15 protein-coding genes and 2 tRNA genes are annotated in these 23837 nt (G+C 66.7%); 1 reads left to right on the plus strand and 16 read right to left on the minus strand.

Translation table 11 applies throughout. The features are described 5' to 3' along the window. Nucleotides 1–32: 32 nt before the first annotated feature. Both mobF and IRX98_RS14250 read right to left on the minus strand, forming a co-directional pair. On the minus strand, nt 33–2696 hold the full coding sequence (mobF, locus tag IRX98_RS14245; RefSeq protein WP_224277819.1) for a MobF family relaxase: 2664 nt from the start codon (nt 2694–2696) through the stop codon (nt 33–35). Between the two features lie 216 nt (nt 2697–2912). After that, nucleotides 2913–3683 (minus strand): NERD domain-containing protein, encoded by a 771-nt coding sequence (locus IRX98_RS14250; RefSeq protein ID WP_224277821.1) that lies wholly within the window; start codon nt 3681–3683, stop codon nt 2913–2915. Between the two features lie 290 nt (nt 3684–3973). Between IRX98_RS14250 and IRX98_RS14255 the strand changes: the two genes are divergently transcribed. Beyond that, nucleotides 3974–5104, plus strand: coding sequence for a hypothetical protein (locus IRX98_RS14255; RefSeq protein ID WP_224277823.1), 1131 nt, complete (start codon nt 3974–3976; stop codon nt 5102–5104). Nucleotides 5105–5187: 83 nt separating this feature from the next. On the opposite strand, the gene IRX98_RS14260 is transcribed toward IRX98_RS14255, so the two are convergent. The 14 genes from IRX98_RS14260 to dnaN all read right to left on the minus strand — a co-directional run bounded on the left by IRX98_RS14260 (nt 5188) and on the right by dnaN (nt 23483). Continuing rightward, a complete protein-coding gene (locus IRX98_RS14260; RefSeq protein ID WP_224277825.1) occupies nt 5188–6378 on the minus strand; it encodes a GIY-YIG nuclease family protein in 1191 nt (396 codons plus the stop codon). Continuing rightward, on the minus strand, nt 6375–8345 hold the full coding sequence (locus IRX98_RS14265) for a DEAD/DEAH box helicase (protein WP_224277827.1): 1971 nt from the start codon (nt 8343–8345) through the stop codon (nt 6375–6377). Before IRX98_RS14265 ends, IRX98_RS14260 begins: the two co-directional genes overlap by 4 nt. Beyond that, on the minus strand, nt 8342–11038 hold the full coding sequence (locus IRX98_RS14270) for a DNA methyltransferase (protein WP_224277829.1): 2697 nt from the start codon (nt 11036–11038) through the stop codon (nt 8342–8344). Before IRX98_RS14270 ends, IRX98_RS14265 begins: the two co-directional genes overlap by 4 nt. A 216-nt stretch (nt 11039–11254) precedes the next feature. Next, nucleotides 11255–12604, minus strand: a complete 1350-nt coding sequence (locus IRX98_RS14275; protein WP_224277831.1) for an MGMT family protein — start codon at nt 12602–12604, stop codon at nt 11255–11257. A gap of 420 nt (nt 12605–13024) precedes the next feature. After that, a tRNA-Ala gene (locus tag IRX98_RS14280) sits at nt 13025–13100 on the minus strand. A 20-nt stretch (nt 13101–13120) separates the two neighbouring features. Next, nucleotides 13121–13246, minus strand: coding sequence for a DLW-39 family protein (locus tag IRX98_RS14285; RefSeq protein ID WP_224277833.1), 126 nt, complete (start codon nt 13244–13246; stop codon nt 13121–13123). 30 nt (nt 13247–13276) lie between these two features. Continuing rightward, a tRNA-Ile gene (locus tag IRX98_RS14290) sits at nt 13277–13350 on the minus strand. Nucleotides 13351–13476: 126 nt separating this feature from the next. Continuing rightward, a complete protein-coding gene (locus IRX98_RS14295; RefSeq protein WP_224277835.1) occupies nt 13477–14022 on the minus strand; it encodes a DUF3566 domain-containing protein in 546 nt (181 codons plus the stop codon). 3 nt (nt 14023–14025) lie between these two features. Continuing rightward, nucleotides 14026–16752, minus strand: a complete 2727-nt coding sequence (gene gyrA / locus IRX98_RS14300) for a DNA gyrase subunit A (protein ID WP_224277837.1) — start codon at nt 16750–16752, stop codon at nt 14026–14028. A gap of 58 nt (nt 16753–16810) precedes the next feature. Then, entirely contained in the window at nt 16811–18886 is a 2076-nt protein-coding gene (gyrB, locus tag IRX98_RS14305) for a DNA topoisomerase (ATP-hydrolyzing) subunit B (RefSeq protein WP_224277941.1), read from the minus strand. A 393-nt stretch (nt 18887–19279) separates the two neighbouring features. Beyond that, nucleotides 19280–19855: a DciA family protein gene (locus tag IRX98_RS14310; RefSeq protein WP_224277839.1), complete on the minus strand. Its 576-nt coding sequence runs from the start codon at nt 19853–19855 to the stop codon at nt 19280–19282. Next, nucleotides 19845–21074 (minus strand): DNA replication/repair protein RecF, encoded by a 1230-nt coding sequence (gene recF / locus IRX98_RS14315; protein ID WP_224277841.1) that lies wholly within the window; start codon nt 21072–21074, stop codon nt 19845–19847. The genes IRX98_RS14310 and recF overlap by 11 nt, the downstream gene beginning before the upstream one ends. Before the next feature lie 4 nt (nt 21075–21078). Further along, nucleotides 21079–22053 (minus strand): phosphogluconate dehydrogenase (NAD(+)-dependent, decarboxylating), encoded by a 975-nt coding sequence (gene gnd, locus IRX98_RS14320; RefSeq protein ID WP_224277843.1) that lies wholly within the window; start codon nt 22051–22053, stop codon nt 21079–21081. Between the two features lie 296 nt (nt 22054–22349). Continuing rightward, nucleotides 22350–23483, minus strand: coding sequence for a DNA polymerase III subunit beta (gene dnaN, locus IRX98_RS14325; protein ID WP_224277845.1), 1134 nt, complete (start codon nt 23481–23483; stop codon nt 22350–22352). Nucleotides 23484–23837: the final 354 nt, after the last annotated feature.

Below are 23837 nucleotides of genomic sequence, written 5' to 3' on the forward strand. Positions count from 1 at the left end.
ACCCTCCGAGCGATCACATCCGAGGAGAATTGTCAGAAACCGATCCCCGGTCCGACCGGACGCGGTCCGACCGGCTGCAGCTCCTCCGGTCGCCGCCGACGCTCGGCCAGTGCGGCGGCCTGCAGCGATGCCGAGCGTCGCGGCGCCTGTGCGCCGTACCGCTCGATGTCCTCATCGACCCGGGTCGCGGCGTGGCCGGGGCCGAGGTCGGCGCGGTCGCGGCTGAAGACCTCGATCCATTGCTGGCGTGCGTCGTCGACCGAGTCGGCGACCAGGTGAGCGACGTTGCGATGGCGGCCGCGGGTCATGCCGACGTACGCCGCTGCTGCGCCGGTGGCCTCGCCGACGACGAGGTGGGCGGAGTCGACGGTCTCCCCCTGGGCGCCGTACGCGGTGGAGGCGAAGGCGAGCTCGACGTGTCGGTTGACGTAGTCGGCGGGAAGCTCGCGTTGACCGGCGCGGCCGGTGACGACGAGGCTGCCGTCGTCTCCGATGCCGGCAACCGTCCAGACGTCGCGGTTGGCGACGCCGAGGTCGCGGTCGTTGCGCCGAGTGGCGACGCGATCGCCGAGGCCGATCCGCTCACCACGGCGGGTGACGGGCTCACCATCTCGCTCACCAATCCGCTCACCAGCGTCGTGGCGGCGGTCTCGGATGGCTGCGTTGATGGATCCGACCAGCTCGCGGGTGTCTGCGATGATCAGCTCCTCACCGGCTGCGCCGATGTCGGCGAGTGCGTCGGCGCACTCGACCTCGCTGGCGTGGACGACGATCTCGCCGCGCGCAGCAAGGGCGTCGAAGACCTCACCGGGACACTCACCTCCGCGCATGAGCAGGCTGAGGTCGGCGTAGGCCGGGTCGGCGAAGCGGTGCACCGACTCGAGCTCGAGATGCGCCTCGGGCCGCACCCACCGTGCGGCGAGGTCCACCACCCCACCACGGCCGACGGCGGGCAGCTGGTGGCGGTCACCGAGCAGCGCAACGGTGGCGTGGGCTCGGTCGGCGATCGCGAACAGCGCGCGGGCGGTGTCCTGGTCGAGCATGCCGGCCTCGTCGACCAGGAGTACGTCGCCGGGCAGCAGCCGTGCGCGGGCGTCGGGACTGGCGTCGACCTGCGACCAGTGGCCGTCCTCGTCCCACCGGAACCCGTGCTGGTGGATGAGCCACGCTGCCGAGAACGCGTCGGTGCCGACCTGCTGCCGGGCTGTCTGCGCGGCCTTGAGGGTGGGGGTGACGACGACGAGTCGTCGGTCGTGGGCGTCGAGTACCTCGCGCGCGGCGGCGAGTGCTGTGGTCTTGCCGGTGCCGGCGGCGCCTTCGATGACGAGCAGACCGGCCTCGCCGGCCAGGGCGGCGACGACCGTCCGCTGAGCGATGTCGAGGTGGCCGGCGCCGTGGACGCGGGAGGCGTGCTCGACCGGTCCCATCGAACGCGTGGCGAGGCTGTCGATCAGCTCTGCCTCAATCGCGAGGACCCGGTCGGAGGTGAGGTTGCGGATGTGATCGGGTACGTCGGTCCGTTCGCGCAGTGGTCGGCACTCGCGCACTGCACGCGCGGTGAGGTCCTCGGCGAGCTCGACTCGAACGGCTCGATCCACAATGACCCCGACGGACGCGATCAGCTTCTCCGCTTCTCCTCGGATGTCGGCGGCGTTCCACGCGGAGCGCTTCGAGCCCAAGCGCGTGAGCATCAGATCGACGGCGACGTCCCGCCGGAGCCGGCCGACGGCGGTCGGGTCGAGTTGTCTCGACTGGGTCGGCGGTTGGAACCCGAGATTGAGCAGCTCGTCGTTCCAACGCGACACAAGCTCGGCACCGTTGGCAGGGACGACCTTGTCGGCGCGCGCGTCCGCCCACGCGCGCCGGTCCCAGGTGCGTCGCAGCTTCGGCCCCGGTTCTTCACCGGGATGGTCCGCTCGCCATTCGGCCTCGTAGCGGTCGACGTTGCGGGTGATCTGCGAGGCGCGCTGGCTGAACCGTCCGGCGTACGGCGCGAGCTCCTCGACCTCGCCAGCCTCGTCGAGCGTGTACCCCCGGGCGGCCAGAGCCGCACGGAACTCCGGGTCGCACATGACGGCAGCGTGACCGATGCCGTTGAGTGCCTCGATGGAGTCGACGACGCCGACCGAGTGGAGGCCACGCCACGCACCAGAGGCGAACACACGCGCGTTGATCTGGAGGTGAAGGTGACGGTGCGGGTCGCCGGCACGCGAGGTGTAGTGCCGTACGACGGCAGCCTCGACCTTCTCTACAGGCACCTGGACCTGTCGACCACGCGGTCCCACGCGCGTGGTCGCGTGCTGCGCGACCCACTCGATGACCTCCCCTGCCGCGCGCGTCTGCGCGGCTTCGTAAGCAGCTGCGACGTCGGGGTGGAGCGCAGCCGCGAGCGACCAGGTCTTGGGACCGTTGACGACCACCTCGACGAACCGCAGCGCGTGGTCGTCGTCGCGCAGTCGTCCCTTCGCCTGACCGGTGGTGACGTCGTACCCGGCGACCCAGCGCTCGTACGCCGGGCCGTCGAGGTCGGGCCGCCGTTCGGTGGCGACACCGTCGTCGCTGACGACGACGGCGTAGTGCTCGGCGACGCCGCTCCCCTCGTCCAGGTAGTAGTCGTCGGCGCGGGAGTGGTCGGCCTCGACGTAGGAGCGGGCGGCGGCGCCGGAGCCGCGGTAGAACTTCACTCCACCGTGCATGATGTGCTCGTCACCGCCCGTCACGTCTCGTCAAAGACCCCTGAAATGACTGCGGTCCGTCCCCGGGGGGACGGACCTTCTACGGACCTTCGTAGCATGCGTGCCGCTTGATCTGGGAGGGGTGGGGACGCTGGCGGCGTAGGTGTTTCAGGGAGTCGTCAAAGCACGTCACAGCAGAAGTGAGTGAGCGCGACTCGGGTCGAAGCGGCGTACCCGCTATCTCGTTGCGGCAGTCACCTTCGAGCGGTAGTCGTCGAGCAGCTTGATCACGTCGCGAGCTGCCTCGCGCGGGACCTCGTGGCCGTCGAGCTCGGCCAGCCATTCGAGGAGTTGACGCCCGTCGAGGAAGCGCACTCCATCAATGTTTGCGTTGCCCGGCACGCCTGTGCGTGCGGCGCCCCATAGGACGACGGCGGCGGTGACTGTTATGGGTTTGGCGTTCGTTCGATGCCGGGCCCCGCTCTCTCGTTTGAGCACACTACGGAGCACCCCTTCGGCCCGAAGGGCTGCCTTTCGCGAGGACCCAGCCATCGCAGGGACGTCTTCCGTGGTGATCTGGTTTCGCCACTTGGAGTCGATGACAACCACGCCACCGCGGCGGGTCACGACGATGTGGTCGATGTCGCCCGCTTGGAGTTCGACGCTGTCCACCCAGCCCCAGATGAGGCGCTTGCGCTTGGCCCGTTGGAGTTCGTTGCGGGTGTTGTCCTCTCCCCACGCCCCCCGCATCTGCCACACAGCCTGCTGATCGTGGGCGAGGAAGGCGGTGTTCAGAAGGTGGAATCCCGCGGCGACGAGGCTGGCGTGAGTGGCGCCTAGGACGTAGAGACGTGCCGGCATGGGAACGGTCAGCATGAGGACGCTGGCGAATGCGCCGAGGGCGATGGTGCCGACGACCACCAGGCCGACGATCTTCGCGTTACGTCGCATCCACGCATTGCGACGGTGTCTCAACTGCCGTGCCGGATAGGACTCGGTCTTAGCCATGCCCGTCACCTTCCTTTCCCGTTCGCGAGTCAACACGAATGTCGACGCGCGGTACCGCGAACCACAAACTCTGGTGGGCCGCACCTCGTGCGATCAGCCGGTCTGGACGCTCTCGTAGAGGGGCGCACCGAACAGCTCCCACAACACTCGGGTCGCCGGCTGAGGGGCATCAGCCCCTCAAGATGACACGCATGCACCTCCACAAGCCGGACCAACGCTCGATGCCGAAACGTCACGGCGACGTGCCCTGAGACCGTACGCTCCAACGGCCCTTCGGAAATGGAGAACGTATGCTCGAGCAGCGGATGATCGGCCAACCAGGCATGACCGGGGCCCCGGTAAGGAACATCGACGCAATAGTCGACCTTGTCCGGACCGGCGCTACCGCGTTCGACGCGGCGGTTGCCTACGTCACGGACAGCGGCGTGGACGCGCTGCTCTCCAAGATCTCATCGAGCGGCGCTGATGCTGAGTGGGCTGTCGTCACGAAACGCTTCCTGGTGAGCATTGACTGGTATCGCTCGGATCCAACAGCGCTCGAACGTCTTGCGGCGCTGCCGGCCGAGGTCCGCGTTCACGACGGACGCCGAGTCGTTGATCGGCCGGGCTGCGTCCCCTTCGTACCGTGGCACCCGAAATGGTTCTCGGTGCACGGATCGTCAGCGAGAGGCCATCTCGTCGGATCGGGAAACCTATCGCGGAACGGCCTCGTATCCGGTCATGAAGCCGGCACCTTACAGATCGTTCGCAAGCCGTCGAACAAGACAGAGAAGGTAGTCGAGGCAGCCATCCGCGCCGGCGAGGCGTGGTTCGAGGACTCCTGGACCGGCGCCGCCCCCTTGCCCACCGTTCTCGACAAGTACCGTCGCGGATTCGCTGCCCTCCCCAAGACCGAGGTTGCGCGGAATGACGATGTCGCAGATGTGTCCGGCCGGGTTGGCACTCGCTATGGACTCACCGCCGAGCAGCTCGCCGCCCTGACCTCTGCAACCAACTTCTGGATCGAAGGCACAGGAGGCATCAGCAAGAACCGCGGGCCATCTCGCCCTGGCAACCAGCTCAACATGTCGGCCCTGACCCGGGTCTTCTTCGGCGGATCCGCCGACGAGGTTCCGAGAAACTCCGCTCTCCTGTCAGTCACCATCGAACATCCAACAGACCAGACAGTCTCGTCTGGTGCTCCCATCCGGTTCAGCGACAACTCAATGGATGTCATTACGCTGCCAGTTCCTGGGTCACCGTGGTCGACGTCCTACGACGATCGGGTCCTGCTGTTTACGAAGGCGACACGTGGCGCCGCCCTCCATTATGTACTCACTGTTCGTTCCGGTGCCGGCGCTCGGTCCTGGCGCAACGCGTCAGAGGCGCAGGGAACGAGTTTCTCCATGCGCAGCGGGAGGCGCTGGGGGGTCTTCGGCTAAGGCCTTTACGCCGCAACCCGGATCCGTGGCGGAAACGGCAGGTTGTCCATACGATCCCATTCGAGGAGCGCCCAGGCCGTCCTTCAACGTCGACGTCGTAGGGAGCGCGAGCTTGAATCGTAGACATAGTCGACGATCCCACCGGCGATGATCAGTTCTACAGCCTGATCGATAACCGAGCGCGGCACAATGAACCACTCGGAGGGGTCATAGTCGCGACCCTTGCGGTCGCTCTGGGTGATGTCGAGCCGGACCTCGGCGAACACCCGATGCAGCAGGTTTTCCAGGGCTGAGATCTTGACGTTGTAGGCCGTGTAGTCCGCGACGATCTCGACCGGCGCCATCAGGTACGTCGGCGACTTCTCAGCGTTCTTGATCCGCTTCTCGACCGCGTCCCGCGAGAACCCGATCTTGTGCAGATCCTTCATCTCGGAGATCTGGGGGTCTTTGCTCAACGAGCGGAGGACGTAGATGTGGCCGCTGACCTCATCGTCGTTGAGTATTTCCGGCAGCTGGGCCTCCGCGACGATCTGGCCATCCTCATCGCCGAGACGGATTCCGAGTGACTGGCGGTACATCGAAGACTCGGTGCCGTTCTCGAAGATGCAGCGGAGGCGTTCGCGCTTGTTCTCACGTACCGTGGTCCTCTTGTACTCGGTCTCGCCCACCTCAGCGATGAACAGCATCACGCCGTTGAGAACGAAGAACGCGCCCGGAACGATGTGGGTCATGCCGGGGTACGGCAGGAGTCTGCTCGTGCCCTCGCGAAGTTCTGCGTGCTTCCGTTTGAACAGCGGCTCGAACTGTTCAAAGTCGTGAGCCGGCTTCCGGCGTGCGACATCGCCCGTGTCAAAGTGTTGACGGCGCACTGGCAGGTCGGAGACATCGAGTAGCCCGGACTCGTCGCCGAGCAGGTCGAAGTCGTCCCCCTTCAACAGGTCGTCGATCGAGCTCGGCGCTTCGGGCACGTCCAGGAGCCCAAACTCATCGAGATGCTTCAGCGCGGCGATCTTCTCCTCGTTGGCGAGGATCCCGTCGAGGCGGGCGCCGAGTTTGCGTTCGGCGATCGAGCGGGTCTGCGAATCCGGGGCCCGACCATGTGCGCGCCGGAACTCCACGATCTCCAGGAATGCCCGCTCGAGCCGGTCACTCGAAGTGACCTTGCTCGGCTTCTCTGGCGCGTCCAGCAGGCCATCAACATCAGATTCGAGCAAAACCTCGATGCTGGAGGGGTAGACGAAGTCGACCTGGCCGACGTCGTCGGCGCTGCTCATGCTTCATCCTCCATCTGCGCCGCCCTCTGCTTGGCAAGGTGCTGCTGCTTGCGCTTCTGCAAGTACAGCAGCGCCTCGGCATACCGCTTCTCTGTCGGGTCCTCCGCGCGCACCTCGGGCTTACGTCCGTTGACCTTGGCCCACGCCTGGATCTTCGGGAACATCGCGAACGCCTCCTCGTCGGTGAACTCCACCCGCGTCGCAGTGATCGCGTCCGAGATGATCCGTAACACACTCGGCGTGACCGACTTGGACATGACCTCGAAGGCCCTCTGGAACGGGTTGACCGAGTCGATCAGGTTGATGTTGATGTCGTCGATGTTGACGAATTTCTCGGCCATCTTGATGAACCGCTTGTCGCCGACCTCGCGAACCTCGCCGTTCTTGATCACCGAGTCCACGACGACCTGCTGCCGCAGTTCCTCGACCTGCGACTCATCCAAGTCGGGGTACCGCTCGCGGATGATCTTTGGGATCAGCACCTTGTTGGTCGTCTCGGGATCTACCGATCCTGCCGCGGCACGCGCGAACGTGTCATCTTGCAGAATCGTCGCCTTCAAGTCGTTGAGGTCGGTCTCGACGATCTGCCTGACGCGGTCCGACGACGGCTCCTTGAAGCCGTTGATCTTGATGACCCCTGGCGCCTTCGGATCGTCGTCACCGGTGCGCTTGGTCTTGAAGGTGAAGTTCTGCGCCAACACCTGCTCCATCAGCAACGACGCGGTGATGGCCTTGAGCATGTTGTTCACCGATACCTTCACCTCGCCCTGCGAAGCGTCGGGTTCGGCGATCAGGTTCGTGAACTGGGCGTGTGCCTTGCCCGGGCTGTCCCGGGTCACGCGCCCGATGATCTGAATCACCTCGGTCAAGGACGCTCGGTAGCCGACCGTGAGGGCGTGTTCCGCGAACGGCCAGTCGAAGCCCTCCTTCGCCATCCCGAGCGCGAGTATTACGTCGACAGCGTCACGGTCCTTGGATGCGACGGTGCCGAGGTAGTGCAGCGTGTCCGCACGCTTCTTCTGATCCGTGTCGTCCACCAGGTCGGCCACGCGAACAGTGGCTCCCGTGTCCCTACGCCGAATGCTGATGATCCCAGTATCAGCGTCGGTTGCGTCGACGTGCCCGATCGAGTCGATGATGAAGCCGACCTCTTCGATCTTGTCCTTCGTGGACTCGCCAGAGTTCACATTGGGGATGTGGATGATGGTCTTCTTGTCCAGGTCGAACACCTCGCCGAGCGCATCGGTGTAGCGGCCTTGGTAGAAGTGGTGGCCGATGCCGAGCGACTCGAGATGCTCGTAGCCGTTGAGTTGGTCGTAGTAGTTGAAGGTGACCGGCGTGAACCTTGCCTCGTCCTCGGCGGACAGCACGGGCACAGAGTCGCCGCGGAAGTAGGAGCCGGTCATCGCGACGATGTGTGCGTCGGACCCGTTCATGACATCGCGGAGCAGGGCTCCAAGCCGGCTGTTCTCCGTGTCTGCGGAGACGTGGTGGAACTCGTCGATCGCAAGCACGGTGCCGTTAAACGCATCCGGAGCGAGCTTCTCGAACGCGAACCGCAGGGTCGCGTGAGTGCAGATCAACACAGCGTCGGGGCCGTTCAGGAAGTCGATGAAAGCGCCGACCTTGCCCTGCGAAGAACCGGGGTCACACAAATTGTGCTTCACGTCCCAGTCAGCGAAGAATCCGAACCTCGTCAACCTGGTCGATGAGAACGACGCCCCGATCGACCGCTCGGGGACGGCGACGATGACCTTCTTGCGACCCTGGTTGTAGAGCTTGTCCAATGCGACAAACATCAGCGCACGGGACTTGCCCGACGCCGGGGGCGCCTTAATCAGAAGGTGCTGTGCATCTCGCTGAGCGAAGACGCGCTGCTGCATCTCGCGCATCCCAAGCGCGTCGGTGTTCACCGATGCGCCAGTCTGGGCGTAGGTCACGTCAACGACGTTGAGCGGCTTGCTCATTTCTTCGTTCCGTTCAAGGCCTCGTCCGCGGTCATTGCTTCATACATAGCGAACAGGTCCGACAATCGCTGCTCGTCGGTCTCGTAGCCGCGCTTCGAGTAGATTGAGTCGACCAGTGCATCGACCTCAGCATGCGCCGCGCGCAGGTCGGCCGGCATCAGGTCCGGGTCGTAGAGCTCTCCAAGGGTCCTCTCGCAGTGGTACTCGCGGACGTCCAGCACTCGCAACGCTGCAAGAGTCAACTGCTCCTTGGCAGCATCACTCAGCGGAGGGACGGGGAAGTTGTTGTACACGATCGTGTTCGAGTACCGATAGTCCGTCTTCAACTGGCCACCCACTGACCGCGCCCAGGCCATGTGCATTCGCGACGTTAGCAGCGAGAACAGCCAGGGCTCGGCGTCATATACGCCGAAGGCCGCATCCGATATGACGGTGTCTGGGCCGAGGTAGTCGATCGGAATGTATTCACGACGAGCCGACGAAACGCGAGGCACGATGATCGAGTCCGTTGGCTTGTAGCTGATCTGAACAAAACGGTGCGGCTGGGCAGCATAAGCTGCCGTGCTTCCCGCCTTGCTCGTCGAACGCTCCGCCGCCACACGATCGAGTCGCGCACATATCGCGGCAATCGACCGCGCCAAACCAGCTTGGCCATCGGGCACCCATAGGCAATAGCGCTCGCCGTCGTTGATGAACTCGGACGACCCCATATAGCGCTTGATGAACGCCTCGCTACGACCGTCCGCCTTGATCATCTGCCTCCGCTCGTCAGGCGACAAGATAAGACCGCCGCCATCACGCGGCATTGATCCGAACACCATGTCCGGCCGCGGGGATCCCAGTGGCTTGCGCCGACGCTCCATCACGACGTCAGCACCATCTGCTAGGTATCCGTTGATGTTGGTGGCAGCGATTTGCAGGTCGTCGGTGTAGAGGTACTTCGGCGACGACGTCTCGTTCCTCAACCCGATCACGGCCACAGTCACGCCGGCGTTGCGCTTGGCGTTGTTCTCCCACTTAAACGAGGTGTAGGCGAAGCCGACCTCGATGCCCTTGGCGAAGATCATCGGGAACATCAGACCGACGTGTTCGCCTTGGGCGACTGAGTTGGTCGTCACGAAGGCGAGCGAAGCTTCCGTGCCTTCGATGTAGTCGGCCCCCTTGATGAACCACAGCGCGATGTAGTCGAGGTTCCGCGAGTACGGACGCTTCCCGAACACGTAGTCGTAGTCGGCCTTCTGGTCTTTGGTCTGAGTCTTGGCACCTGCGTACGGCGGGTTGCCGATGAGGTAGATCTCCTCATCGCCGTCGTTGGGACACACTGACTGCCAGTCGATCCGTGCGGCGTTGCCCTCTCGGATCTGACCGGTTTCCTTGAGGGGGATCAGCGGGATGGACAGGTTGAACTTCTCCTTGAACTCGGCGTTCATCTGGTGCTTGGCGATCCACAGGGCAAGGATCGCGACCTCGACGGCGAAGTCGTCGAGCTCGATGCCGTAGAAGTTCTCGATGTTGATCTTCGATTCGGCGTAGAGCACCTGGTGGTCGACGGCGATCTCAGCGAGCCGCTCGAGGATCGCGTGCTCGAGTCGTCGCAGCTCCTTGTAGGCGATGACCAGAAAATTCCCGGAGCCACAAGCAGGGTCGAAGACCTTGATCGCGCTGATTCGCTCCAACAGCGCCTCGAGTTTTCTCGGCGAGTCGTAGGCAGCGTCGAACTCGTCCTTCAACCCATTGAGGAACAGCGGCTCGATGGTCTTCAGGATGTTCGGGACCGACGTGTAGTGCTGACCGAGGTCCGATCGCTTGCCCGGAGTAACGATGGCCTGGAACATCGAGCCGAAGATGTCTGGGTTGATCTCCCGCCAGATCAAGGTTCCGGACTCGATCAGGAGCTCGCGAGCCCGCTTCGTGAACCTCGGCACGGTGTGCTCGGCCGCCACCGTGAACAACCGTCCGTTGACGTACGGGAACTCTCGAAGGTGCTGCGGCTTGTCGCCAGCGTGGGGAGTGTCCAGCGCCCTAAAGAGATCGGTGAGGAAGTCCGCGACGTCGGACCCGTCGGCCTGGGTGTGACTGCCGACCGCATTGGTGAACTGGTTCTCACTGAAGATGCCGGTGTCCTCGGCGAAGAAGCAGAAGAGCAGCCGTGTGAAGAAGACGTTGAGTGAGTGCCTGCCGAAGGGATCGCCGAGGATCTCGGGGTTCGCGGCGAGCAGCTCATCGAAGAGCTTTCCCATCCGCTCCGCCGCTTTGACGTCTGCGTGCGCCTCAGCGACGTACTGTGCCTTCTCCATGCCAGCCCAAGGCAGGAAGAACGTGAAGTGCTGGTCAATGTCGCCGACTGGCACTATCAGGTTCTCACCAGTCTTCGTGTCGACGGCGAGCAGTTCTGAATAGTCGGTGACGATGACGAAGCGCGGGCGGTAGCGCACGACCGTTGGCGCGGTTCGCAGCTCCTCGATGAGGGCCAGCGGATCGTCGGTCGTCTCCTTGAAGTAGACGACATTCTTCTGTGCGACCTCGGTTGTCGGGTCGTCGGCAACGTTCAGCGACCCGTTGCGCAGGCGTGTGACGTTTCCCTGCGAGCGGCCGTAGGCGAGAAGCAACTCAAAGATGAACTCGCGGTCATAGAACTTCCGCCCGCCGAGCGGCGCGACCCGCTCCGCTACGGCCTTCAGGTTGAGCTTCACGTAGTGAGTCTTTCAGTCGTAGGTCGGGCTCGCTGACACGTGTCGGATCTCAGTGTTTCGATCTTGCCAGCCGGAACCGACACATCGCCGTCCCCGGGAGCGGTCGTGGCGCTTCACTGCCGCCCCGCAGCCAAACGAGTGACCGCTCACGCCGCGATCCGCGCGCATCGAGAGTGAGCCATTCCGCAGCATCAGGGGTCGAGGTTCCCGTCTCGGTCAGCTTTGATGCAGTGTGCGGTGGCTCGAGAACCGGGGCGCGGTGGCGGGGCCGAACGCTTCTACCCGGCGGCCAGTGAGCTCGGACACGATGAGGCTCAGCGCCTCACTCCCGGCATCGCGGTGCGCCAGGAGGTGGCCCTCGTCGTCGACTGCGATGTATCCGTGTTCGAAGAGGGCGTCACAGCCGAGTGTGCACGCCAGCATCGCGGCCGAGGTGAAGTCGAGGCGCTCGGCTTCGCTCAGGGTGTATCGCGGTGCGATGTGTGCCGCGACGAGAAGTCGCGATGGGAGAAGGCGTCCGCAGATGGCGCACGGCGCTTCAGTGCGGTCGTCTAGGAGGTGGTGTCGAAGAAATCGCTGCTCCCGTCGGACAGCGATTAGGGCGATGCCGTCGGTAGCGATGTCGCGCGGGCGAAGGAATTGGCTCGCTTCAGGGGCGGTGATCGAAGCAGGAGACGCGGTCATACGAGGTCCGCGGGCGGGATTATTCGCGCTCTTGGCCTTCGCGACGCAGGTAAGGCACGCCGGGAGACCGCGCATCTGGTCATTAGTGGCGAGCAGAGGTGGCTCCCCCAGCAGCCGCTCGTCGGCGCCGCGAAACCAGTGGGAGCAGTCTAGGAAGTGCCGCATCCTGATCGGGGATCCGTTCGGCTCTTGCGACTCACGGTCAACCGGCACTTTTACCCACTCGATTGTGGGCCAATCGAATGACTCCTGTCGGACTTGGCGCGAAGCAAAGAGTCGGGCCAACTCAAGTGCAGGCAGGTATTGCTCCGGGGCGGCGCGACCGTTCTCGAACCTGACGCCCTCCTGCTCGAGGACGTCGTTGGGGTCGTCGTTCCGGTCGGGGTTGCTCCAACGGAAGCCGCTGCCGTGTCGTTGTCCGCCAGATGTAAGCACCCTGACGGCATTCGGGCAGTGTGAGCAGCTCTTGATGTGGCTACCCAGACCTCGTGAGTGCACATCGACCAACGACCCCACGTCGCCATAGGTGGTCCATCGACCCGCCGGAATGACAGACATGAGGGTGTGGAGCGCGGCGAACTCGTCAGCCTTAGATGGCGGGCGGAGGAGGCGGAAGCGGGTCTCGCTGAGTCGCTCGGCCCAGCCCTCATCCTTGAGCACGCGGTGCACCTGGCGGCGGATGGCGTCGTTCTCAGGGGTCGTGCGCCCCGACTCAGCGGGAGTCCCGGCCAGGTCGGCGATGAGCCACTTGAGCGCATCGCGGGGTGCTGGCTCATACAGCCTGGTTTGGTCGCCGCGGTCGTCGGTCGCGATGTCCCACATCCGGGCGTACAGGTCATCGAACTCGAGTTCGTATGTGGCGGCACGCAGGGTGGGAGGCATGTGCCGACAGCCTACGGGGCCTGACGGGCGCGCACCCACAGATCGTCCAGGCGAACGTCGCCGCTCCAGGCAATTTCGCGGGTTCACAACTGACCGCCGGCACCTCGTCCTGGCCACCGGAAACCCAGGCTGAGCTCCTAAAGGATCGGCGTCAGACGCCGCCGGCTATTAGACAACGGCTCTGTGCTGCGTGTGCGCACGAGATGTGCGGCTTTCCGGAGCGTCAGTCTCAGGGGCCTCGTAGTCCTGACCGGGTAGGTGACGCGTTCGAATGTTCCGGAGGCGCCGATTCTAGCCGGCCCAAAGCATGGACGGTTGAGCCCGTCTCCTTTCCCCCACCAGTCCCCCTAGAGGCCGATCTCGAAGTCGACCAGAACAGTCCAGAAAAGAACAAAACCCCAGGCTGACCTGGAGTTTTGCTGGTGGAGCCTACGAGACTCGAACTCGCAACCCCCTGCTTGCAAAGCAGGTGCGCTACCAATTGCGCCAAGGCCCCCGGTGAAGCGGAGTGGAGCGTCAGGCCTTCTCGACGGTGTCGGTGGCCTCGGCCCAGAGGGCCTGCTCGTGCTTGCCCTCGTCCATCTTCTTCTTCGCGACCAGCGCGCCGCCAGCGGCGAGGGCGAGGAGCAGGAGCTTCTTCATGGACTCTCCTCGTGGAGCGAAGGGATGGAGTGGGCCTAGGAGGACTTGAACCTCCGACCTCTTCCTTATCAGGGAAGCGCTCTAACCGTCTGAGCTATAGGCCCGCACACGTCGCAAGCGACGACGCCGAAGATTACCTGAGGGTGGTCAGGCGGTGCCAATCGAGGGGTCGGTTTCGAGGCTCGCTGCGCTCGCACCTCAACCACCGAGACCCGGAGAGGACGGTCAGATCACTTCTCGTCCTCGGCGAGGGTGACCTCGATGCCGCCGAGGAGGGCGGCGGCGAGGTTGTAGAGGAAGGCCGTCAGGGTGGCGATCGCGGTCAGCAGGACCACGTCGAGCACCGAGACCAGCAGCGTGAAGCCGAGCACCCGCGACATGCCGACGTAGTCGGTGATGTCGAAGGTCGAGTTGCCGCTGTCGCCCTCGACGATGCTCGCCACGGCCGAGTTGATCGAGTCCCACACGCCGGCGGCGCCGAGCACCGACCACACCATGAAGATGGCGACGAAGGTGACCACGCCGAAGGCGACCGACAGCAGGAACGACGTCTTCATCACCGACCAGGGGTCGATGCGGGTCAGCCGCAGCCGGGCGCGACGGGGCTGGCGCCCCGCCTCCCGGCGTGCGCGGTTGCCACGCGGAGCCTTGGAGTCGGCGTTGGCGCGGTGCTCCTCGGCAGCGTTGGACAACGTGTCCTGCAGGCGTCCGGTGAGGGACCTGCGGGCAGGCTCATCCCCGGACGTACGACGCGGAGTCGCGGTGCGGTCCGACATGGATCACTCCTCGGTGTCTTCGTCGGCGCCCAGCTCGTCGGACACCTGGACGCTCGCGTCAGCGGCGTCCTGAGCCTCGATTGTTGCACCGTCGGCCACGTCCTGCGATTCGTCGACCGGGGCACCGGCCTCGTCGGCGCTCGTGTCCACGCCCGCTGCGTCGGCCGCCTCCTCGGCGACCTTGGCCTCCACGGAGCGGGCCACGACGGCCACGGTGTCGCCCTTCTTCGGCGTCACGAACTTCACGCCCATCGTCGAGCGGCCGGTGGGCCGGAAGTTGGCGTCGATCGGGCTGCGCACGACCTGGCCGCTGCTCGTGATGGAGAGGACCTCGTCCTCCTCCTCCACGATGAAGGCGCCCACCAGGCCCCCGCGGTCCTCGTTGGACAGCGACATCGCCTTGATGCCGATGCCGCCGCGGGACTGCAGGCGGTAGTCGCTGATGCGGCTGCGCTTGGCGAAGCCGCCGTCGGTGATCGTGAAGACGTACTGCTCCTTGACCTCCTCCGATGCGGCGGCGTCGCCCTCGACCGCCTCCTCGGCCGCGACCTGGTCGGCGCGGATGACCGACATCGAGAGCAGCGAGTCGCCGTCGCGGAACTTCATGCCGCGCACACCGCCGGTGGCGCGGCCCATCGGGCGCAGCTGCTCGTCGTCGGCCTTGAAGCGGATCGACTGGCCCTTGCGGGAGACCAGCAGGATGTCGTCGTCGCCGTTGACCAGCTCGGCGCCGATCAGCTCGTCGTCGTCCTCGCGGAAGTTGATCGCGATGACGCCGGCCTGACGGGGCGAGTTGTAGTCGCCGAGCTTGGTCTTCTTGACCAGGCCGGTGCGGGTGGCGAGCACGAGGTAGGGAGCCTGCTCGTAGTCGCGGATCGCCAGCACCTGGGCGATGTCCTCGTCGGGCTGGAAGCTCAGCAGGCCGGCCACGTGGCCGCCCTTCGCGTCACGCGCAGCCTCGGGCAGGTTGTAGGACTTGGTGCGGTAGACGCGACCGGCCGTGGTGAAGAACAGCAACCAGTGGTGGTTGGTCGTCGCGATGAAGTGCTGGACGACGTCGTCTCCGCGCAGGGTCGCGCCGCGCACGCCCTTGCCGCCGCGCTTCTGCAGACGGTACTGGTCGGCACGGGTGCGCTTGGCGTAGCCGCCGCGGGTGATGGAGACGACGAGGTCCTCGTCGGGGATCAGGTCCTCCATCGACAGGTCGCCGTCGGCGGCGATGATCTGCGTACGCCGGTCGTTGCCGTACTTGTCGGTGATCTCCTTCAGCTCGTCGGAGACGATCTGACGCTGGCGCGGCTCGTTGGCCAGGATGTCCTCGAGGTCGGCGATCACGCGCTCGAGCTCGGCGAGGCGGTCCATGATCTTCTGGCGCTCCAGCGCCGCGAGGCGACGCAGCTGCATCTCGAGGATGGCGTTGGCCTGCACCTCGTCGATGTCGAGCAGCGCGATGAGGCCACCGCGGGCCTCCTCGACGTCGGGGCTGCGACGGATCAGCGCGATGACCTCGTCGAGGGCGTCGAGCGCCTTCGCCAGACCGCGGTAGATGTGGGCCTGGCGCTCGGCCTCGGCGAGGCGGAAGCGCGTACGCCGCTGGATGACCTCGATCTGGTGGGTGACCCAGTTGGAGATGAACTGGTCGATCGGGAGCGTGCGGGGCACGCCGTCCACCAGCGCCAGCATGTTGGCCGAGAAGTTGGTCTGCAGCTCGGTGTGCTTGAAGAGGTTGTTGAGCACGACCCGGGCCACGGCGTCGCGCTTGAGGATGATCACCAGGCGCTGGCCCGTGCGCGAGCTGGTGTCGTCGCGCACGTCGGAGATGCCCTGGATGCGCCCGGAGTCGGCGAGCTCGGCGATCTTCAGCGCGAGGTTGTCCGGGTTGACCATGTAGGGGAGCTCGCTGATGACGAGCATCGTGCGGCCCTTGGCGTCCTCGTCGATCTCGACGACGGCGCGCTGGGAGATCGAGCCGCGTCCGGTGCGGTAGGCCTGCTCGATGCCCTGGCGGCCCACGATCAGCGCGCCGTTGGGGAAGTCGGGGCCCTTGATCCGCTCGATGACGGCGTCCTGCAGCTCCTCCTTGGTGGCATCGGGGTGCTCGAGCGCCCAGGTCGCGGCCTCGGCGACCTCACGGAGGTTGTGCGGCGGGATGCTGGTGGCCATGCCGACCGCGATGCCGGCCGAGCCGTTGACCAGCAGGTTGGGGAAGCGCGAGGGCAGGATGGTCGGCTCCTGCGAGCGACCGTCGTAGTTGGGGCGGAAGTCGACGGTGTCCTCGTCGATGTCGCGCACCATCTCCATCGCCAGCGGCGCCATCCGGCACTCGGTGTAGCGCATGGCGGCGGCGGAGTCGTTGCCCGGCGAGCCGAAGTTGCCCTGGCCGTTGATCAGCGGCGAGCGCAGGACCCACGGCTGCGCGAGGCGGACCATGGTGTCGTAGATCGCGGTGTCGCCGTGGGGGTGGTACTGACCCATCACGTCGCCGACGACGCGCGAGCACTTCGAGAAGCCGCGGTCGGGGCGGTAGCCGCCGTCGTACATGGCGTAGAGGATGCGGCGGTGCACCGGCTTCAGCCCGTCACGTACGTCGGGCAGCGCGCGCCCGACGATCACGGTCATCGCGTAGTCGATGTAGGACTGCTGCATCAGCGTCTGGAGCTCGATCGGCTGGATGCGGTCGTCGCCGAACCCGAAGCCGCCTGCGCCGGTGCCGGTGGGGGTCTCAGTCATGTGGTTCTCTCCTGCGTTCTAGGGATGTCTAGGGCTGCTCGTAGATTCGGCTAGCGGCCTAGATATCCAAGAAACGGACGTCCTTGGCGTTGCGCTGGATGAAGGAGCGGCGCTGCTCGACGTCCTCGCCCATCAGGATCGAGAAGATCTCGTCGGCCTGGGCGGCGTCCTCGAGGCCGACCTGCTTCATCAGGCGCGCGTCGGGGTCCATCGTGGTCTCCCACAGCTCGTCGGCGTTCATCTCGCCGAGACCCTTGTAGCGCTGGACCGGGTTCTCCTTGGGCAGCTTCTTGCCCTGGGCCTGCCCGTCGGCGAGCAGCGCGTCGCGCTCGGCGTCGGAGTAGACGAACTCGTGCTCGGCGGGCTTGTTCCACCGCAGGCGGTAGAGGGGCGGCTGGGCCATGTAGACGTAGCCGTGCTCGATGAGCGGCTTCATGAAGCGGAAGAGCAGCGTCAGCAGCAACGTGTTGATGTGGTGGCCGTCGACGTCGGCGTCGGCCATCATCACGACCTTGTGGTAGCGCAGCTTCTCGAGGTTGAACTCCTCGTGGATGCCGGTGCCGAGTGCGGAGATGATCGCCTGGACCTCGGAGTTGGCGAGCACCTTGTCGATGCGGGCCTTCTCGACGTTGAGGATCTTGCCGCGGATCGGGAGGATCGCCTGGATGCGCGGGTCGCGGCCCTGGCGCGCGGAGCCGCCGGCCGAGTCCCCCTCCACGATGAAGACCTCGCACTCGGCGGGGTTGGTCGACTGGCAGTCGCTGAGCTTTCCGGGCAGGCCGCCGCCGCCGAGCAGGCCCTTGCGGCCGCGGGCGAGCTCACGGGCCTTGCGCGCGGCGATGCGGGCGCTGGCCGCGGCCTGCGACTTGCGCACGATGTCGCGCCCCTCGGCCGGGTTCTCCTCGAACCACGCACCGAGCTGGTCGTTCATGATCCGCTGGGTGAAGCCCTTGGCCTCGGTGTTGCCGAGCTTGGTCTTGGTCTGGCCCTCGAACTGCGGCTCGGCGAGCTTGATGGAGACGATCGCGGTCAGGCCCTCGCGGATGTCGTCGCCCGAGACGCGGTCCTCCTTCTTCTTGATCAGACCCCACTCCTCGCCCCAGTGGTTGACCAGGGAGGTGAGGGAGGCGCGGAAGCCCTCCTCGTGGGTGCCGCCCTCGTGGGTGTTGATGTTGTTGGCGAAGGTGTGGACCGACTCGGTGTAGGAGGTGTTCCACTGCATCGCGACCTCGAGGCTCATGTGGTTCTCCACCGACTCGGGGGTGTCGGCCTCGAAGGAGATGACGGTGACGTTGGCCTTGTCCTTGCGGCGGTTGAGGTGCTCGACGTAGTCGACGAGGCCGCGGTCGTACTTGAAGACCTGCTCGAGACCGCCGGTCTCCGCTCGCTTGATCGCGTCGTGGCCGGCGTTGTCGATCGAGTTGTCGACCGTCTCGTCCTGGATGGCGTCGACGCGCGACTCCGCGTCGGCCCGCTCGTCGCGCACGACGAACTCGACGCCCTTGTTGAGGAACGCCATCTCGCGCAGGCGCGAGGTGATGGTCTCGAGGTTGTAGGTGGTGTGCTCGAAGATGTCCTCCGAGGCGTACCAGGTCACCGTGGTGCCGGTGCCCTCGCCGTCCTCCAGCGCGCGGACCTGCGCGAGGTCGGCGTCGGGCACGCCGAGCTGGAAGGACTGGCGCCACAGGTGGCCGCGGTTCTTCACCTCGGCGACCAGGCGGGTCGACAGCGCGTTGACGACCGAGACGCCGACGCCGTGGAGGCCGCCGGACACCTTGTAGCCGCCGCCTCCGAACTTTCCGCCGGCGTGGAGCATCGTCAGCGCCATCGTGAGCGCGGGCATCTCCTGCCCGGGCGCGGTGTCGGTCGGGATGCCGCGACCGTTGTCCTCCACGCGCACCCCGCCGTCGGCCTGGAGCGTCAGGACGATGCGGGTGGCGTAGCCGGCGAGCGCCTCGTCGACGCCGTTGTCCACGATCTCCCAGATCAGGTGGTGCAGGCCGCGCTCACCGGTGGACCCGATGTACATGCCGGGGCGCTTGCGCACCGCCTCGAGGCCCTCGAGGACGGTGATCGCGGAGGCGTCGTACTCGAAGGCCTCGTCGACCGCGGTCGAGGAACGCTTCTCCGCCACGACCTCGGCCGCCTCCTCCTGCGCAGCCTCCACCGACTCGGCGATGGCCTCCGCGGGGGAGGGGGGAGCGTCGGGTCCGGGTGCCTGCGAGTCGGTGGTCGGTTCGGTGGTGAACTCGTCGTTCTCTTCGCTCAAGGCACAGCCTTCTTCCCGTCGCCTGCAAGGGCGTTCGACATGAGTCGAGTCGCTGCTGCTGCCACAGGCAGCCAGACGTGCGACTCGTACGTCCATACTACTGCCTCAGGCGCTCCCACCGAAGGCCCGACCCGTGAGTTGGGGACGACGGGGGCAAAAAAGTGCCCTCAGGGGCCCCATGAGGCCGGTTCACAGCGCCGAACAGGGGGGTCGGTGGGTCCCCCTACCGGCGCGGGGCCCTCAGATCGGCATTCCGGCTCATCCGTAGGTGTCGCGCGGTCCCCGGCCGTCGCGGCTGGAGAGCCGGCCCTTGGTCCAGCTCGGCAGGTGCGGCCCGAGCACCTCGATCACGGTCACCGTGCCGTGCCCGAGCTCGGTGTTGAGGCGGCGTACGACCGAGGGCGCGAGCAGCTTGAGCTGGGTGGCCCAGGCGGTGGAGTCGGTGCGCACGACGAGCCGACCGTCGTCGAACGACTCGGGCGTGCAGTGGTCGGCGACCTCGGAGCCGACCAGCTCGGCCCAGCGGCCGAAGACGCCCTGGACCTTGAGGTCGAGCTCCCAGCCGTGGTTGGCGATCAGCCTTCCCATCGCCTGGTCGAGCAGCTGCGGGTCGCGGTCGTCGGGGCGCGCACCCGAGGAGGTGGTGCGCGTACGCCGCCGGAAGGGCGCCGCCTTCCGACGCGCGGGCTGGGTGCTGGCGCTCGCCGCTGCGGCGCGGGCGGCGGCACGCGCCAGGTCGAGACCGTCGGCGCGGTGCTCCGGTTCGGGCTCTCGCTCGACGGCCGGGTCGGGGGTCGCCTCCTCGCCGGGCGTCGGCCCGTCCTCAGGCGTCACGGGTCACCTCGCCGTCCGCGACGAGGTAGCGCACGCCCTGCAGCGACGCGGGAACGTCAGCAGCTACCGCCGCGGTGACCAGCACCTGCTCGGCACCCGCGACGAGCTGGGCGAGCTGGCTGCGACGCTCGGCGTCGAGCTCGGCGAAGACGTCGTCGAGCACGAGGATCGGGTCGTCGCCGTCCGCGCGGAGCAGGTCGTACGACGCCAGGCGCAGCGCCAGCGCGAACGACCACGACTCCCCGTGGGAGGCGTAGCCCTTGACCGGCAGGCGCAGGTCGTCGGGCCCGGACCCCGTGCCGAGGGTGAGCAGCAGCTCGTCGCGGTGCGGGCCGACGAGCGAGACCCCGCGGTCGAGCTCGTCCTTGCGCCGTGCGGCGATCGCTGCGAGCAACGCCGTCTCTAGCCCGGCGGCCGAGGTGCGAGCGGAGCGAGCCTCGAGGCCCTCCTCGGACGTGGTTTCGAGGCTCGTCGCTTGCGCTCCTCGCTCCTCAACCACCGAGGACAGGTCGATGCTGGGCTTGTACTCGAGGTCCGCGTCGTCGCGGCTCGCGCCGCGGGCCACCGCCTCGTAGGCCTTGCCGAGGTAGGGGCGCAGGTCCTCCACGAGCCGCAGGCGCGCGCCGAGGATCTCCGCGCCGACCCGGGCCAGGTTGTCGTCCCAGATCTCCAGCGTCGCCATCGCGGCGTCGCGCGACGACCCGCGCGCGATCCCGGCGGTCTTGAGCAGGCTGTTGCGCTGCTTGAGGATCCGGTCGTAGTCCGAGCGCACCCCGGCCATTCGCGGGGTCCGCAGCACCAGCAGGTCGTCGAGCATCTTGCGACGGTCCGACGGGTCGCCCTTGACCAGCGTCAGGTCGTCGGGGGCGAAGACGACGGTGCGCACCAGGCCGATGATCTCGCGCGGCCGCGGCAGCGGGGACCGGTTGATGCGAGCCCGGTTGGCGCGACCGGGGTTCAGCTCCACCTCGAGCAGGGCCGTACGCCCCTCCTTGACCACCGACGCCCGCACCACCGCCTGGTCGGCGCCGGCGCGGATGAGCGGTGCGTCGGTGGCGACCCGGTGCGAGGACAGCCGGGAGAGGTAGTCGATCGCCTCGACGAGGTTGGTCTTGCCCTGCCCGTTGCGGCCGATGAAGGCCGTGGCCCCCGGCTCCAGCGCGACGTCGAGGTCGGCGTAGGAGCGGAAGTTGTGCAGGCTCAGGTGGGCGACGTGCAAGGTCTCAACTCTCGCTGGGCTCCTCGGCAGTGCCGGCACCGGCCTTCTTCGCGGTCTCGGTCTGGTCGGCGGAACCGCCGTCCTCGACGTCGCCGCCCTTGGGGGCAGCGGTGCGCACGGCATGGCCGCCGAACTGGTTGCGCATCGCGGCCACGGCCTTCATGGCCGGGCTGTCGTCCTGGCGCGAGACGAACCGCGCGTAGAGCGCCGCCGTGATGGCGGGAGTGGCGACGGCGTTCTCGATGCCGGCCTCGACGGTCCAGCGGCCCTCGCCGGAGTCCTCGGCGTAGCCGGCGATCTGGCTCAGGCCCGGGTCGTCGTCGAGCGCGGCGACCATGAGGTCGAGCAGCCACGAGCGGATCACGGTGCCCTCGCGCCACGAGCGGAAGACCTCGGTCACGTTCTCGACCATGTCGACCTTCTCGAGCAGCTCCCAGCCCTCGGCGTAGGACTGCATGATGGCGTACTCGATGCCGTTGTGGACCATCTTCGAGAAGTGCCCGGCGCCCACCTTGCCGGCGTGGACGGAGCCGAAGTCACCCTCGGGGGCCAGCGCGTCGAAGGCCGGCTGCACCTTCGAGATGTCGTCGGCGTCGCCGCCGTACATCAGGGCGTAGCCGTTCTCCAGGCCCCAGACGCCGCCGGAGACGCCGCAGTCGACGTAGCCGATGCCCTTCGCGGCGAGCAGCTCGGCGTTGGCGATGTCGTCGGTCCAGCGCGAGTTGCCACCGTCGACCACCACGTCGCCCTCGCCGAGGAGCTCGCCGAGCTCCTTCACCGTGGCGCGGGTGGCGTCGCCGGCCGGGACCATGACCCACACGACCTTCGGGCTGGGCAGCGCCTCGGCGAGCGCGGCCAGCGAGTCGACGTCGCTGACGTCGGGGTTGCGGTCGTAGCCGACGACCGTCAGTCCTGCGCGGCGCATGCGCTCGCGCATGTTGCCGCCCATCTTGCCCAGTCCGATGAGTCCGATGTCCATGTCCGCAGCCTAGCCGGGTGCGACGCAGGAGCACGCGGCGTGGCGGAGGAGGTCGAGTAGCCCCGCGACCGAGGCACGAGGTCGCGTCAGGGCGTATCGAGACCCACGTGATCCACGAGGTCTCGATACGCCACTCGTTCCTCGCGGCTACTCGACCACCGAGTGGGTTGTGCGGCTACTCGACCACCGAGTGGGTTGTGCGGCTACTCGACCACCGAGTGGGTTGTGCGGCTACTCGACCGGCGAGTGGGTTGTGCGGCTACTCGACCGGCGAGGGGTTGCGTCGGCCGCCCGGCTCAGGAGAGTAGGCGCCGCGGCATCAGCAGGTAGCGGAAGGACCCGGCGTCGTCGGCGTCGGTCCCGGAGATCACGACCGGCTTGGTGGCCTGGGTGAAGGCGAGGTCGACGAACTCGCCGTCGATGGCGGTGAGGCCGTCGAGCAGGAACTGGGGGTTGAAGCCTGTGGTGAGGTCGTCGCCGGTGATGTCGGCGTCGACCGCCTCGGTCGCCATCGCCTCGTCGCCGGACCCGGCGTCGAGCACGATCTGGTGGTCACCGAACTTCATCTGCACCGCGGTGTTGCGCTCGGCGACGAGGGCCACGCGCTTGACGGTCTCGATGAGCTCGGCCTTGTTGACCTTGGCGATGGTGAGGTGCTCGGCCGGGAAGAGCGAGCGGACCTTGGGGAACTCGCCGTCGAGCAGGCGGGTCGTCGTGCGGCGTACCCCGCCCAGGCCGGTGCCCTCGAAGCCGATCAGGCCCTCGCCGGCGCCGCTGGCGCTGAGCGCGATGGTGACCTCGGCGCCCGACGTCAGCGACTTCGCGGTGTCGCCGAGCACCTTGGCCGGCACCAGCGCGGCGACCGACTCGTCGGGGGACTGCGGGTTCCAGGTGAGCTCGCGGTGCGAGAGGCGGAAGCGGTCGGTGGCGAGGAGCGCCATCGTGGAGCCGTCGATCTCGATCCGTACGCCGGTCAGCACCGGCAGCATGTCGTCGCGACCGGCGGCCGTGACCGCCTGGGCGACCGCGTGCGCGAAGTCGGCGCTCGACACGGTGCCGGTGGCGGAGGGCATCTCGGGCAGCGTCGGGTAGTCGGCGACCGGCATGGTCTGGAGGCTGAAGCGCGCGGAGCCGCAGGTCAGCGAGACGCGGGGACCCTCCAGGGTCAGCTCGACCGGCTTCGCAGGCAGGCTGCGGCAGATGTCGGCCAGCAGGCGACCGCTCACCAGCGCCCTGCCCTCGTCGTTGACCTCCGCGGTGAGGGTGGCGCGGGCCGAGGTCTCGTAGTCGAACGTCGACAGCATCAGGCCGGCGTCGTTGGCCTCGATGAGCAGGCCGGCCAGGACCGGCGAGCTCGGGCGGACCGGCAGGCTGCGGGCAGCCCAGGCAACGGCATCGGCGAAGACGTCGCGTTCGACGCGGAACTTCACTGGGGTCTCCTCGATGAGAGGTGGAGCGTGGGACGTGCAGGCAGACAGGGACCACACGCAGGCGTGTGGGAAGTGCATCCTGCCACGCGCACCCGGCGCCCCGGCAGGGTTCTCCCCAGAGGAAGGGCCGGTAGACGTTGGTGGGTGATCGGAACAGTCTTGAGGTTCATAGTGGTCATAGGGTCGGTGGAAACTGTGGACAACCGGCATCTCTGCAGGTCAGCGCCCTGAAAGCATGTGGATGAGGGGTGTGCACCCAGCACGGTGAACTCGCTGTGGGGTGTGGACTCCGGCGTCCTTCGTGTCATTCGTCCCGAGGTGTCCACAGGGGGTGGGGACGAAGCGCCGATCCGA

The organism is Nocardioides lacusdianchii (genome assembly GCF_020102855.1).
Lineage (GTDB): Bacteria > Actinomycetota > Actinomycetes > Propionibacteriales > Nocardioidaceae > Nocardioides > Nocardioides lacusdianchii.